The organism is Streptomyces sp. NPDC058632 (assembly GCF_042717095.1).
GTDB lineage: Bacteria > Actinomycetota > Actinomycetes > Streptomycetales > Streptomycetaceae > Streptomyces.
In genome coordinates this window covers 1-13,050 of sequence record NZ_JBHXQZ010000009.1, presented here as the reverse complement: position 1 = coordinate 13,050, position 13,050 = coordinate 1, and the positions used below count along the sequence as shown (strand labels likewise).

Genomic DNA, 13,050 nt, shown 5'->3' with positions numbered 1-13,050 from the left:
AGGGGTGCCGGAGCCGGGCGTTTTTGGGGGCCGAGCCGTTCGGCCCGCTCAGCCGCGTGTCCCGCACGTCCGGGCCGGCGAAACGCCGGCGGGCGGCCTGCTGCGGGTGACGACGCGGGTGCCGCGGCTGTCGACGGCACGGACCTGGAGCGAACCGCAGCCGCAACGGGTCCACACGGTGCTGCCGGTGGCGGTGCTGTGCCGCGACACCAGCCGGAACGGCTCGGCGGCGTCCGGCCATCCGCAGTACGGGCAGACGGCGCCTGTCGTACCGGTGGTTCCGTGCGCGCTGGTCATGGCGGCTCCTCGGCTTTTCGAGTGCTCGGTTCCCGGGACGGGACGGCCCGGCCGGCCGGCGGTCGAGGCCGCCCTGCGGGAACTGCGGGAGCTGGCGCCGACGGCCGTCGCCCGAGGGCGGCACCCACTCCTGCGCGGTGCCGGCCTCGGGGCGTGCGGGTGCGGGTGCGGGTGCGGGGTGTGCGCCGTGTGCCGCACACCCCGCACCGAGGGGGACCCCAGGACGTCCCCCTCGCCCTTCGCCGAGGGCGTCAGGCCTTGCCCTGCATGGAACTCCGGGCCGGATTGGCCTGTGCGGCGGCCTTGGGGTCCTTCTCGTCCGCCTTCGCGCGCACGCCCCGGGCGATGCGGTCGCCGATGGTCTTGTCGATGTTCGACCAGTACTCGAAGGCCCGCTGGAGGACGGGTTCGCTCACGCCGTTGAGGAGGTGTCCGACGACGTTGTCCACCAGCCGGTCGCGGGCGGCGTCGTCCATGACCTCGCGCACCAGGGTGCCGGGCTGTCCCCAGTCGTCGTCCTCGGAGTGACTGACATAGGCGGTGCGGGTGATGGCCCCGTCGGTCTCCCAGCCGGGCGGGGTGCCGTAGCGCTCGGTGTCGGCGGCGGGACCGCCCTTGGAGTTGGGCGCGTAGACCGGATCGGTCGTCTTCCGGTAGGCCATCGCGCCGTCCTTGGAGTAGGTGTGGACGTCGACGACCGGGGCGTTGACGGGGAGCTGCTGGTAGTTGGCGCCGATCCGGTGACGGTGGGCGTCGGCGTAGGAGAAGAGCCGTGCCAGCAGCATGCGGTCCGGGCTCGGGCCGATGCCCGGGACCAGGTTGTTGGGCTGGAAGGCCGCCTGTTCGATCTCGGCGTGGTTGTCGGTCGGGTTGCGGTCGAGTGTCATGCGGCCGACCGGGACGAGGGGGTAGTCGCCGTGCGGCCACACCTTGGTCAGGTCGAACGGGTTGAACCGGTAACCCGCGGCTTCCTCGTACGGCATGACCTGCACATACAGGGTCCAGCTCGGGTACTCGCCGTCGCGGATGTGCTCGAAGAGGTCCCGCATGTGGTAATCGGTGTCGGCGGACGCCATCTGGTCGGCCTCGTGCTGGGTGAAGCACTCGATGCCCTGGTCCGTCTTGAAGTGGTACTTCACCCAGAACCGCCGGCCGTCGGCGTTGATCCACATGTAGGTGTGGGAGGTGTAGCCGTTCATGTGGCGCCAGGTGCGCGGGATGCCGCGGTCTCCCATGAGCCAGGTGACCTGGTGGGCGGATTCCGGTGAGAGGGTCCAGAAGTCCCACTGCATGTCGTGGTCGCGCAGGTTGTTGTCCGCCCGGCGCTTCTGCGACCGGATGAAGTGCTGGAACTTCATCGGATCCTTGACGAAGAACACCGGCGTGTTGTTGCCGACCATGTCGTAGTTGCCCTGACTGGTGTAGAACTTCACCGCGAAGCCGCGCGGATCGCGCCAGGTGTCCGGGCTGCCCCGCTCGCCCGCGACGGTCGAGAAGCGGATGAGCAGGTCGGTACGGGTGCCCGGCTGGAAGACGGCCGCCTTCGTGTAGGCGCTCACGTCGTGAGTCACCTCGAAACGGCCGAAAGCACCGCTTCCCTTCGCATGCGGCTGGCGTTCGGGGATCCGCTCCCGGTTGAACTGAGCCATCTGCTCGATCAGGTAGGCGTCCTGCAGCAGTACCGGGCCTCCCGCGCCCACGGTGAGCGAGTGCTCGTCACTCTCCGCCGGGGCGCCGGAGTCCGTCGTGGTGGCAGGCGAAATATCTGTCATGGGTCTGCCTTTCGTCGTTCGGCGGTGACGTACCAGGTTCCGCACGACATGGACCGAGGTCTCCTCGGCACTGTCCGGAGGCTGTGACACAGGAGCCCCGGCGCTTCCCCCGGGAGCCGGACTGCTCGGTCCCGGTGGGTCGCGTGCCCCGGAGCCGCTGGGCCAATCCGGTCCGGGCCCGGACCGGCGGAGTCCTGGGGCAACCCGTGTATCCCGGTCGGGCGGGGGCAATCACGGTGGACCGAGGTCCTTCGGCGACTGCCCTCCGGGCACGCCGTAGGGGAGCGTGGCCGAGGTGCGTAGGTCTCTCCGGCGGAACCAGGAGCGAGGTTCCGGGCGCGACGGCCGGTTCGGAGCCGGAGAGCGCGCGGGACAGGGGAGGGCGTGCTCGAAGGCCGTCAGGCCGTCATGCCGTCGTCCCGGACGAGGACGGGGCCGGTACGCGCACCGGGCCGCGCCCGGCCGGGGCGCCCGCCACGCGTGGCCTTCGGCCGTCATGTCGCACAGAGGGCCTTGGGCCCCGCCGTCACCGGTTGGCCGGCCCCGCCTGCCGCCGTCCGGGCGCCCCGGCGCATAGCCCGTCCATGACGATGTCCAGCAGCCGGGTGACCTTCGGCTGCCAGTCCGCGGAGGGATCCAGCTGCCAGAGGCCGCCGATCGCGAGCATCATGTCGTCCACGGTCACCCCGGGCCGGATGGTTCCGGCCTCCTCGCAGGCGCGCAGCAGGAGGTCGGCCGCCTCGATCACGGGGCTGGGTCCCGGCTTCGCCGGGCTGCCCGGCGCGCCGGTGGCCTGCCTGATGGCATCGGCCAGCCCGGCCTTGGTCATCGCGAACCGGGCCAGCCGGTCCATCCACTCGCGCAGGGCGTGGCCGGGTTCCCGGGTCTCCAGCAGCCGGCTCGCGCTGTCGGCGACCTGGCGCATCTCGTGGCGGTAGATCTCCAGGACGAGGTCCTCCCGGCTGGGGAAGTTCCGGTAGAGCGTGCCCTGGCCGACGCCCGCCTTCTTGGCGATCACGCTCAGCGGGGTGTCGGCCGACCGGGTCAGCTCGACCAGGGCGACCTCCAGAATGCGCTCGCGGTTGCGCTGCGCGTCCGACCGCAGGGGCGCCTGCGCGCGCGCGGGAGCGGGCTTGCTCCGTGGCGTGTCCTCGCCGCCCGACTTCGGCACCGTGTCCTGACCCATCCGTCCGTCCTCCTTCCGAGTGTGGCCGAAACCCGTCCTTGTTAAGCGGACAGCTGTCCACTACGTTTTCGGTAACGGACAACCGTCCGCTTCGGTGCATCGTATCGGTGACCGCGGACAGTGCGGGAGAGCGGGCAGGCATGCCCGCGGACGGCCGGCGCCGGCGCTCCCGGTCCGTTTGCAAGTCCCCCCTGTCGACCTTCTGACCGATTCCCGTCCGTCCGCCTCCCGAGGGCCCCGCAGGCCTGCACGGATCCGTGAAAGAAGGCTGTTCATGCCCCCCTCGACGTCCAGCAGCGTCACCCTGAACATCAACGGCGAGAAGCACACGCTGTCCGTCGACCACCGCACCACCCTGCTCGACGCCCTGCGCGAGCGCCTCGACCTGACCGGCACCAAGAAGGGCTGTGACCAGGGACAGTGCGGCGCCTGCACGGTCCTGGTCGACGGCCGCCGGACCGTGTCCTGCCTGCAGCTGGCCGTGGCGGCGGAGGACCGGGAGATCACCACCGTGGAAGGCCTCGCCGAAGGGGAGCGGCTGCACCCCGTGCAGCAGGCCTTCCTCGACCTGGACGGCTTCCAGTGCGGCTACTGCACACCCGGCCAGATCTGTTCCGCCGTCGCCGTCATCGAGGAGCACGCCGCGGGCTGGCCCAGCGCCGTCACCGACGACGTACGGCCCGAAGCGGGCCCGACGCCACTGACCCCGCGGGAGATCCGCGAACGGATGAGCGGCAACCTGTGCCGCTGCGGCGCCTACGTCTCGATCGTCGAGGCCGTCGCCCGCGCCGCCTCCGAAAGCACCGGGGCCGCAGACACCGCCGAGACCACCGAAGCCGTCAAAGCCGCCGAGGAGGCTGCCGCATGAGGGAGTTCGACTACCGACGCGCCGAGGACGTCCCCGGCGCGGTCGCCCTGCTCGACGCCGACCCCGACGCCCGCTACCTCGGCGGCGGAACCAACCTCGTCGACCTGATGAGGACCGGCGTCGAACGTCCCGCCCGGCTCGTCGACGTACGTCAACTCCCGCTGAACCGGATCGAGTCGACCGGTGACGGCGGGCTGCGCATCGGTGCCACCGTGACCAACAGCGACCTCGCCGCCCACCCCGAGGTCCGCCGGCGCTACCCGGCGCTGACCCAGGCGGTGCTCGCCGGAGCCTCCGGGCAACTGCGCAACATGGCCACCGTGGGCGGGAATCTGCTGCAGCGCACCCGCTGCGGCTACTTCGCCGACGTGACCAAGCCCTGCAACAAGCGTCTGCCCGGCAGTGGCTGCCCCGCCGTCGAGGGCGAGCACCGCAACCACGCCGTCCTGGGCGCCTCCGAGCACTGTGTCGCCGTCAACCCCTCCGACATGGGGGTGGCACTGACCGCGTTCGACGCCGTCGTCTCGTATCAGACCTCCGACAGGTCGGGCGAGTTGCCTCTCGCCGACTTCTATCTGCCCGTCGGTGACACCCCGTACCGGGAGACCGCCCTGCCGCCGGGCGCGCTCATCACCGGCGTCACACTGCCGCCCGTGCCGTCGGCCTCCCACTCCCGCTACCGCAAGGTGCGCGAACGCGCCTCGTACGCCTTCGCGATCGGCTCCGTCGCCGCCGCCCTCGACATCGGCAACGGTGTCGTGCGCGAGGCGCGGCTCGCCTTCGGCGCGGTCGCGTCCCGGCCGTGGCGGGCGTACGCGGCCGAACGCGTACTGAACGGGGCCCCGGCATCCGCCGACTACTTCGCCGCGGCCGCCGACGCCGAACTGGCCGGGGCCCGGCCGCTGCCCGGCAACGCGTACAAGGTGACCCTCATGCGCAACCTCGTGGTGGCCGTCCTGTCCGAACTCGCCGAGGAGGCCGCCCGATGACCGCCACCACAACCGACCGGGCGACCCTCACGGGCGCCGTGGGCACCGCGCACACCCGCGTGGAGGGCCGCGACAAGGTGACCGGGGCCGCCCGCTACGCGGGTGAGATCCCCTTCACCGGCCTCGCCCACGGCTGGCTGGTGCTGTCCACCGTCGCCCGCGGCCGGATCGGCTCCGTCGGGACCGCTCCCGTGCTCGCCATGCCGGGCGTGCTCACCGTGCTGCACCACGGCAACGCCCCGCGCCTCGACCTCGACTACATCAACCTGCTGGGCGTCCCGCCGGACCCGGCCGCCGCCGTCTTCCAGAACGACCGGATCCCGCACGCGGGCTGGCCCGTCGCGCTCGTCGTCGCCGAGACCTCCGAGCAGGCCCGCGAGGCCGCCGAGGCACTCGTCGTGACGTACGAACAGGAGCCGCACGACATCGAGTTCCACGGGGACCGCCCCGAGGCGTACCCGGTGGACGGCCACATGCCCGGGGTGACGGAGAAGGGCGACCTGGAAGCCGAACTCGCCGCTTCCGCCCATGTCGTGGACGTCGAGTACACCACCCCCGAAGAGCACCACAGCATGATGGAGCCGCACGCGGCGACCGCCCTGTGGGACGGCGGGCGGCTCGAGGTCGTCGACTCCAACCAGGGCACCACCTGGATCGCCGACGAACTCACCCGGATGTTCTCCCTCGATCCGTCCGCCGTGCGGGTGCGCTCCGAGCACATCGGCGGCGGCTTCGGCAGCAAGGGCCTGCGCGCCCACCAGGTGTCCGCCGTGATGGCCACCACCGCGCTGCGGCGCCCGGTCCGTGTGGTCCTGACCCGCCGTCAGATGTTCTCGCTCACCGGCTACCGCAGCCCCACCGCCCAGCGGATCAGACTCGGTGCCGACGCCGACGGGCGGCTGCGCGCCCTGGAGCACCGCTCGCTCAGCCAGACGTCGACGGTCTGGGAGTTCGTCGAGCCCAGCGCCGGCGTGGCACGGGTGATGTACGACGCCCCCGCCCACCGCACCGCGAACGAGGCGGTACGGCTGGACGTGCCGTCGCCGACCTGGATGCGCGCGCCGGGCGAGGCCCCGGGCGCCTTCGCGCTGGAGGCGGCGCTCGACGAACTCGCCGAGCGGTGCGGCGTCGACCCGATCGAGCTGCGCCTGCGCAACGAACCCGAGCGGGGCCCGGTCTCCGGGATGCCCTTCAGCGGCCGCAACCTCGACGCCTGCTTCCGGGAAGGCGCCCGCCGCTTCGGCTGGGCCGACCGCGACCCGCGGCCCGGCCTGCGCCGGGAGGGGAACCTGCTGATCGGTACCGGCACGGCCGCGGCCTCCTTCCCCGCGGGCGCCGGCCCCTCCACGGCCGCGGTGACGGCAGAGGCGGACGGCACCTTCACCGTGCGGATCGCGGCGGCCGACATCGGCACCGGCGCCCGCACCGCGCTCACCCTGGTCGCCGCCGACGCGCTCCGGGTGGCTCCCGCACGGATCCGGATGCGGATCGGTGACAGCGACTTCGGCCCCGCGATGATCGCCGGCGGTTCCATGGGAACCCGCTCCTGGGCCTGGGCGATCACCGTCGCCGCCGACGAACTGCGGGAACGCCTCGAGCCGGGGGCCGGTGTTCCCCCGGAGGGCATCCCGCCGGAGGGCATCACCGTACGCTCCGACACCACCGCGGCCCTCGGTTCCCTCGCACAGGTGGAACGGCACTCCTTCGGGGCGCAGTTCGCCGAGGTCGCCGTGGACGTCACCACCGGCGAGGTGCGGGTGCGCCGCCTGCTCGGGGTGTTCGCCGCCGGGCGGATCGTCAACCCGCTCACCGCGCGCGGCCAGCTCGTCGGCGGAATGATCTGGGGCATCTCCATGGCCCTGCACGAGGAGGGGATCCGCGACCGGGCCTCGGGCTCCCACTACGGCGGTGACCTCGCGGGCTACCACATCGCCAGTCACGCCGACGTACCGCTCGTCGAGGCGCACTGGGTGGACGACCCGGACCCCGACGACCCGGTCGGCATCAAGGGCATCGGCGAGATCGGCATCGTGGGGGTCGCGGCGGCCGTCGCCAACGCCGTCTGGCACGCGACCGGAGTGCGGCACCGGAACCTGCCCATCCGGCCGGACCGGATCCTCACCGCGGGCGGTCCGCATGTTTGACATCGCCGGTGAGCTGGATCAATGGCTCACCGAGGGGCGGGAGTTCGCCGTCGCCACCGTCGTCTCCGTGAGCGGCAGCGCACCGCGCGGGCCCGGCGCGGCGCTCGCGGTCGACGGCGGGGGCACGGTGATCGGCTCGGTCTCCGGCGGCTGTGTCGAAGGAGCGGTGTACGAGTTGTGCGCGGAGGCGCTCGCGGACGGCGTCACGCGGGTCCAGCGGTTCGGGTACAGCGACGAGGACGCCTTCGCGGTCGGTCTGACCTGCGGCGGGATCATCGACATCATGGTCACGCCGGTCGGTGCGCACGCCCTTGCCCGCGAGGTGCTCCGGCCGGCTCTGTCCGCGGTGGCCGACGGCGAGCCCACGGCGCTCGCCCGGGTCGTCCGCGGCCCGGCCGAACTGCTCGGCGGCGCACTGCTCGTCCGCCCCGACGGGTCGTACGAGGGCGGCCTCGCCGGGCATCCGGAGCTGGACCGTACGGCGGCGGCCGAGGCACGGGCCCTGCTGGACGGCGGACGCACCGGCACCGTAGGGCTCTCGGCGGACGGGTCGCACTGCCCCGGCGGGGTGACCCTGTTCGTGGAGTCGGCGCAGCCGCCGCCCCGCATGATCGTCTTCGGCGCGGTCGACTTCGCGGCGGCGCTGGTGCGGGCGGGCAAGTTCCTCGGCTACCGCGTGACCGTCTGCGACGCCCGGCCGGTGTTCGCCACCCGGGCACGGTTCCCGGAGGCGGACGAGGTCGTCGTCGACTGGCCGCACCGCTACCTGCGTACCGCCGTCACCGACGGGCGCACGGTGCTGTGTGTGCTCACCCACGACGCCAAGTTCGACGTACCGCTGCTGGCACAGGCGCTGGCACTGCCGGTGGCGTTCGTCGGGGCGATGGGATCGCGCCGTACCCACGTGGACCGGGAACGGCGGCTGCGCGAGGCGGGTGTGGGCGAGCGGGAGCTGGCCCGGCTCAGGTCGCCGATCGGTCTCGACCTCGGGGCGCGCACGCCGGAGGAGACCGCCGTGTCCATCGCGGCGGAGATCGTCGCGGTCCGCCGGGGCGGCACGGGCGCGCCGCTGACCGGCGCGCGGACGCCGATCCACCGTGAGGAACGGGCGGTGGCGGGGGTCTGAGCCGAGGCACCGGGCAGGCCGCGGCCAAAGGGGCCGGAGCCGTGATCGTACGGCTCCGGCCCCTCCGGGCGCCTCGGGCGCGGTCACGCCAGGTCGTGCGGGTCGCGTCAGGCGGCTGCCGGCGCGGTGGCGTGGCTGTTCAGGCGGACGATGACCTCGGTGAGCTGCCCGGCGACCTCGGAGTCGTCGGCGGGGTGGATCTCGGCGAAACGGGTCATGGAGCCGGGGATGGAGAGCTTGATGTCCTCGATCACCTTGCCGCCCGCGATGCCGAGAGCCTTGCGGGCCTCGTCCTGCGCCCAGACACCGCCGTACTGGCCGAAGGCGGTGCCGACCACGGCGACCGGCTTCTCGCCGAGGGCGGAGGCGCCGAACGGACGGGACAGCCAGTCGATCGCGTTCTTCAGGACGGCCGGGATCGTGCCGTTGTACTCGGGCGTGAAGAGCAGCAGGGCGTCGGCGCCGGCCACGGCCTCGCGCAACTGGACGGCGGCGGCCGGGACGGTGCCCTCGACGTCGATGTCCTCGTTGTAGAACGGGATCTCCGCAAGCCCTTCGTGGACCACGACCTCGGAGCCCTCGGGCGCGAACCTGACCGCGGCCTCCGCGAGCTGACGGTTGTGCGAACCGGAGCGAAGGCTACCGACCAGAGCGAGGATGCGAACAGACATACGAAACTCCTGGGGGTGTGAAGGTGCAGGGTGGAACGGAGGGGTGAATCACCTGGTGAAGCGCATGGCGAAGCCGCTGGTGAAACATTGCCGCAATCATCCGGACCGAGGTCCGGTTACGTTTCTAGCACTCTAACCGGACCGCGGTCCAATTTCTTCCCGATGCTTTACGCTGGCTCCATGTCTGCTGTCCCGCCGCCCGCCCCGATGCATCAGGAGCCCGTCGAACCCCAGGAGTTGCTGCAACTCGGTGTCGAGACCGACGAGCCCTGCCTGCGAGCCGACGCCGCGCGCAACCGTGCCCGGCTGCTGGAGGCCGCCGCTCTGCTGGTCGCCGAGCGTGGCGCGGACGGTCTCACCATGGAGGCGGTGGCCGCGGCGGCGCAGGTGGGCAAGGGGACGGTCTTCCGCCGCTTCGGCGACCGCACCGGACTGCTGACGGCCCTGCTCGACCACTCCGAGAAGAAGTTCCAGGCGGCCTTCCTCAGCGGCCCCCCGCCGCTGGGCCCCGGCGCTCCGCCCGCCGAGCGGCTGCGGGCCTTCGGTGTCGCCATGCTGCGCCGCACGGCCGACGAGCTGGATCTTCAGCTCGCGGCCCAGCCCTGCGCCGACCGCCGCTTCACCAACCCGCCCCGTCGTGTGCTGCACCGGCATGTGACGCTGCTGCTGCGCGCGGCGGTCCCGGACGCGGACTGCGACCTCCTCGCCCACACCCTGATGGCCCAGCTCGACCCCGCCCTGGTGCACCACCTGACCCAGCAGTGCGGGATGCCGCTGTCGCGGCTGGAATCCGCGTGGGTGAACGTCGTGGACCGCCTGACGGGGCCCCTCACGTCCCCCTGCTGACCCGAAGTCGCGCTCCCGGCACACCGGCGCCGCCCACCACTGCCGCTCCGGGCTTCCTGCTCCCGGATCCGTCCGCGGTTCACCCGCCCGGCCGCCGGACCGGCGAAACGGTCCTGAACTGCGGCGGACGCGGTGCACCGCGTGCTCAACTCCCCCGGGCGAAGGGCCCGTTCACGCTTCTGCAAGGATGCGTTACGTCATGGTGCAGATACCGAACCCGCCCGCGCCCGCATCCACCGCGCCGACGCCCTCCGTGCCCGCAGGTGCCGTGCCCGGGCAACCCGCGCCCGCACGTTCCGTGCCCACCCGCCCCCTGTCGGGCGCGGTGCCCACGAGCGCCGACGTGGCCCGCCTGGCGGGCGTGTCGCGCGCGACCGTCTCCTACGTCCTGAACAACACCGACGCCGTCCGGATCAGCGAGCCCACCCGCCGCCGTGTCCGCGAGGCCGCCAGGGAACTCGGGTACGTGCCGCACGCGGCGGCCCGCAGCTTACGCGCCGGGCACAGCCGCATGGTGCTGATGCCCGCCCCGGCCTTCCCGGTCGGCCCGGTCTACAGCCAGTTCATCAACGACCTCCAGGTGGCGCTCGGCTGTCTCGACTACACCGTCGTGCAGTACGGCACCGTCGGCGTGCACGACGACGAGGCCGCCCGTGCCTGGGCCGAGCTGCGTCCCGTGGCCGTGCTGGTCCCCGGTTCGGGACTCGGCCCCCGGGGCGTCGCCGTGCTCAAACGCTCCGGCGCACGGGCCGTGGTCACCCTCGGACCGGAAACCGTCGAGGGTGCGCACGCCCTGCTCATGGACCACGACGTCGTCGGCCACAGTGCCGGAGCCCACCTGTTCGACCGGGGCCGGCGCCGCATCGGTGTCGTCGTCCCGCGTGAGCCCGGCCTGGAGGCGTTCTCCGCGCCCCGGCTCGCGGGAGTGCGGGCGGCCCTGCGCGGCACCGGTGCCACGGTCACCGAACTGCCCCTCGCCCACGACGAGGGTGCCGCCACGAGGCTCGCCGCCCGCTGGCGCGACCTCGGCCTCGACGCCGTGTTCACGTACAACGACGAGTACGCGATGCTGCTGATGCGGGCTCTGCAGGACGCCGGCGTCCGCGTCCCCGAGGAAACGGCCGTGGTCGGTGCCGACAACCTCATGCTGGGCCGGCTGCTGCGACCCCGGCTGACCACCGTCCACCTCGACGTGCCGTCCGGCACCGAGCTCGCCGAACTCGTCGACCGCGCGGTGCGCGATCCGGCCGCCGCCCCCGAGGCGCACAAGGTGCTGGGCGCGTCGGTGATCCAGCGCGAGTCCGGCTGACACCGGCAGACGAGGGACGACGCGGGCCGGCGCGGGACCGGTGGGGATGCGGCGCGCGATCATCCCGTCGGATGATGGAGGAAGCCGGACCGTCCCGGCGGACGGGAGCCCGCGTACCGGTGCGGGCGCCGGACGTCCCGCACCTCGGGTGGGGCGTGACCAGGATGTTGCATGCTCAACCATTTGGTACGCGTAAGGACAGCCGGGCTCGCGCTCGCCCGGGGCCCCGGCGACCGATCGGAGAGCCGTCGTATGCCGTTGCTCGACCCCACGACCTGGCAGTCCCGCCCCCTCTCGGGACCCGGCCACACCGTCACCGAACCCGCCACCGGCGAACAGTTGGCCACTGTCACCCTCGCCACCGCCGACGATGTCGGAGCTGCCGCCGAAGCGGGCCGTGCCGCACAGGCCGAGTGGGCCGGGGCCCCGCACTTCGTCCGTGCCGCGGTGCTCCGCAAGGCCGGCGATCTGTTCGCCGCGCACGCCGACGAGCTGCGGGAATGGCTGGTCCGCGAGGCCGGCAGCATCCCCGGCAAGGCCGACTTCGAACTGCATGTCGCCGCCCAGGAGTGCTACGAGGCCGCGGCCCTGGCCTCCCGCCCGGCCGGTCAGGTGCTGCCCACCGAGGGGCCCCGGCTGTCGTACACGCGGCGGGTGCCGGTCGGCGTGGTGGGCGTCATCGCCCCGTTCAACGCGCCACTGATCCTGTCCATCCGCTCCGTCGCCCCGGCCCTCGCGCTCGGCAACGCGGTCGTCCTGAAGCCGGACCCGCGCACCGCGGTCTGCGGCGGACTCGCGCTCGCCGCGGTGTTCGCCGAGGCGGGGCTGACCGAAGGGCTGCTGCACGTCCTGCCGGGCGGCGCCAAGGCCGGCGAGGCACTCGTCGCCGACCCGCGGATTCCCGTCATCTCGTTCACCGGCTCCACCGGGGCGGGCCGGCACGTCGGCGAGGCCGCCGGCCGTCACCTCAAGCGGGCCCACCTGGAACTCGGCGGAAACTCCGCGCTGGTCGTGCTCGAGGACGCCGACATCGAGGCGGTGATCTCCACGGCCGCCTGGGGATCGTTCTTCCACCAGGGCCAGATCTGCATGACGACCGGACGTCACCTGGTGCACGCCTCGCTCTACGACGAGTACGTGGAACGGCTGGCCGCCAAGGCGAACTCGCTCGCCGTCGGCGACCCGCACCGCGACCAGGTCCACCTCGGCCCGCTCATCGACCAGGGACAGCTCGACAAGGTGCACGCCCTCGTCGGGTCCAGCACGGCCGGCGGCGCGAAACTCGCCGCGGGCGGCACCCACGACCGGCTGTTCTACCGGCCCACCGTCCTCGCGGACACCCACGACGACACCCCCGCCTACGCGGAGGAGGTCTTCGGCCCCGTCGCACCCGTACGGTCCTTCAGCGGTGCCGACGAGGCGGCCGCCCTGGCCGCCGCGAGCCCCTACGGGCTCTCGCTGGGCATCATCACCCGGGACGCGGCCCGCGGCCTGGACCTGGCGGAGCGCATTCCGACGGGGATCGTGCACATCAACGACCAGACCGTGAACGACGAGGCCGTCGCCCCGTTCGGCGGCGTCGCCGTCTCCGGCACCGGTTCCCGCTTCGGCGGCGACGCCAACATCGAGGCGTTCACCGACGTGCGCTGGACCACCGTGCGCGGGGACGTCGCCCAGTACCCGTTCTAGGTCCTGTCTGGAGTTCGGATCAGGAGTTCGGTAGATCGCCTGCGCGTTAGGGCTCGGCCTTGATAAGCCGTCAGTCATGGCGCGAGGCGATCTCACCGATGAGCAGTGGTCCCTGATCGAGCCCCATCTCCCGATTGCCGCGGTTGGGCCCAT

The 13,050-nt window shown here is 72.7% G+C and carries 11 protein-coding genes; 7 read left to right on the top strand and 4 right to left on the bottom strand.

The genetic code is table 11. The annotated features are described in order from the left end of the window. Nucleotides 1-48: 48 nt before the first annotated feature. From ACFWVE_RS05685 to ACFWVE_RS05675, 3 genes are all read right to left on the bottom strand, one after another. Nucleotides 49-297 (bottom strand): hypothetical protein, encoded by a 249-nt coding sequence (locus ACFWVE_RS05685; protein ID WP_384008549.1) that lies wholly within the window; start codon nucleotides 295-297, stop codon nucleotides 49-51. Between the two features lie 251 nt (nucleotides 298-548). After that, on the bottom strand, nucleotides 549-2,069 hold the full coding sequence (locus ACFWVE_RS05680) for a catalase (protein ID WP_384008547.1): 1,521 nt from the start codon (nucleotides 2,067-2,069) through the stop codon (nucleotides 549-551). A gap of 526 nt (nucleotides 2,070-2,595) precedes the next feature. Beyond that, a complete protein-coding gene (locus ACFWVE_RS05675) occupies nucleotides 2,596-3,255 on the bottom strand; it encodes a TetR/AcrR family transcriptional regulator (protein ID WP_384008545.1) in 660 nt (219 codons plus the stop codon). Between the two features lie 274 nt (nucleotides 3,256-3,529). Here ACFWVE_RS05675 and ACFWVE_RS05670 point away from each other — a divergent pair, with 274 nt between their 5' ends. From ACFWVE_RS05670 to ACFWVE_RS05655, 4 genes are read left to right on the top strand one after another with little or no spacing between them, the layout of a single operon-like run. Continuing rightward, nucleotides 3,530-4,123 (top strand): (2Fe-2S)-binding protein, encoded by a 594-nt coding sequence (locus ACFWVE_RS05670; protein WP_384008543.1) that lies wholly within the window; start codon nucleotides 3,530-3,532, stop codon nucleotides 4,121-4,123. After that, entirely contained in the window at nucleotides 4,120-5,112 is a 993-nt protein-coding gene (locus ACFWVE_RS05665; protein WP_384008541.1) for an FAD binding domain-containing protein, read from the top strand. The genes ACFWVE_RS05670 and ACFWVE_RS05665 overlap by 4 nt, the downstream gene beginning before the upstream one ends. Then, a complete protein-coding gene (locus ACFWVE_RS05660) occupies nucleotides 5,109-7,256 on the top strand; it encodes a xanthine dehydrogenase family protein molybdopterin-binding subunit (RefSeq protein WP_384008539.1) in 2,148 nt (715 codons plus the stop codon). Before ACFWVE_RS05665 ends, ACFWVE_RS05660 begins: the two co-directional genes overlap by 4 nt. Beyond that, nucleotides 7,249-8,382 carry an XdhC family protein gene (locus ACFWVE_RS05655; RefSeq protein WP_384008538.1) on the top strand — a complete coding sequence of 378 codons (1,134 nt, stop codon included), beginning with the start codon at nucleotides 7,249-7,251 and terminating at the stop codon, nucleotides 8,380-8,382. Before ACFWVE_RS05660 ends, ACFWVE_RS05655 begins: the two co-directional genes overlap by 8 nt. 107 nt (nucleotides 8,383-8,489) lie before the next feature. On the opposite strand, the gene ACFWVE_RS05650 is transcribed toward ACFWVE_RS05655, so the two are convergent. Continuing rightward, a complete protein-coding gene (locus ACFWVE_RS05650; RefSeq protein WP_384008536.1) occupies nucleotides 8,490-9,053 on the bottom strand; it encodes an NADPH-dependent FMN reductase in 564 nt (187 codons plus the stop codon). Between the two features lie 180 nt (nucleotides 9,054-9,233). Here ACFWVE_RS05650 and ACFWVE_RS05645 point away from each other — a divergent pair, with 180 nt between their 5' ends. From ACFWVE_RS05645 to ACFWVE_RS05635, 3 genes are all read left to right on the top strand, one after another. Further along, the gene (locus tag ACFWVE_RS05645; RefSeq protein ID WP_384008534.1) at nucleotides 9,234-9,899 is read left to right on the top strand and encodes a TetR/AcrR family transcriptional regulator; all 666 of its coding nucleotides are present in this window, start codon (nucleotides 9,234-9,236) and stop codon (nucleotides 9,897-9,899) included. Nucleotides 9,900-10,098: 199 nt separating this feature from the next. Then, nucleotides 10,099-11,208, top strand: a complete 1,110-nt coding sequence (locus ACFWVE_RS05640; protein WP_384008532.1) for a LacI family DNA-binding transcriptional regulator — start codon at nucleotides 10,099-10,101, stop codon at nucleotides 11,206-11,208. Nucleotides 11,209-11,460: 252 nt separating this feature from the next. Further along, nucleotides 11,461-12,897: an aldehyde dehydrogenase family protein gene (locus tag ACFWVE_RS05635; protein ID WP_384008529.1), complete on the top strand. Its 1,437-nt coding sequence runs from the start codon at nucleotides 11,461-11,463 to the stop codon at nucleotides 12,895-12,897. Nucleotides 12,898-13,050 lie beyond the last annotated feature (153 nt).

Coding starts and splice junctions, on each gene's coding strand:
- ACFWVE_RS05685 (WP_384008549.1), bottom strand. CDS start 297: ATGACCAGCGCGCACGGAACCACCGGTACGACAGGCGCCGTCTGCCCG.
- ACFWVE_RS05680 (WP_384008547.1), bottom strand. CDS start 2,069: ATGACAGATATTTCGCCTGCCACCACGACGGACTCCGGCGCCCCGGCG.
- ACFWVE_RS05675 (WP_384008545.1), bottom strand. CDS start 3,255: ATGGGTCAGGACACGGTGCCGAAGTCGGGCGGCGAGGACACGCCACGG.
- ACFWVE_RS05670 (WP_384008543.1), top strand. CDS start 3,530: ATGCCCCCCTCGACGTCCAGCAGCGTCACCCTGAACATCAACGGCGAG.
- ACFWVE_RS05665 (WP_384008541.1), top strand. CDS start 4,120: ATGAGGGAGTTCGACTACCGACGCGCCGAGGACGTCCCCGGCGCGGTC.
- ACFWVE_RS05660 (WP_384008539.1), top strand. CDS start 5,109: ATGACCGCCACCACAACCGACCGGGCGACCCTCACGGGCGCCGTGGGC.
- ACFWVE_RS05655 (WP_384008538.1), top strand. CDS start 7,249: ATGTTTGACATCGCCGGTGAGCTGGATCAATGGCTCACCGAGGGGCGG.
- ACFWVE_RS05650 (WP_384008536.1), bottom strand. CDS start 9,053: ATGTCTGTTCGCATCCTCGCTCTGGTCGGTAGCCTTCGCTCCGGTTCG.
- ACFWVE_RS05645 (WP_384008534.1), top strand. CDS start 9,234: ATGTCTGCTGTCCCGCCGCCCGCCCCGATGCATCAGGAGCCCGTCGAA.
- ACFWVE_RS05640 (WP_384008532.1), top strand. CDS start 10,099: ATGGTGCAGATACCGAACCCGCCCGCGCCCGCATCCACCGCGCCGACG.
- ACFWVE_RS05635 (WP_384008529.1), top strand. CDS start 11,461: ATGCCGTTGCTCGACCCCACGACCTGGCAGTCCCGCCCCCTCTCGGGA.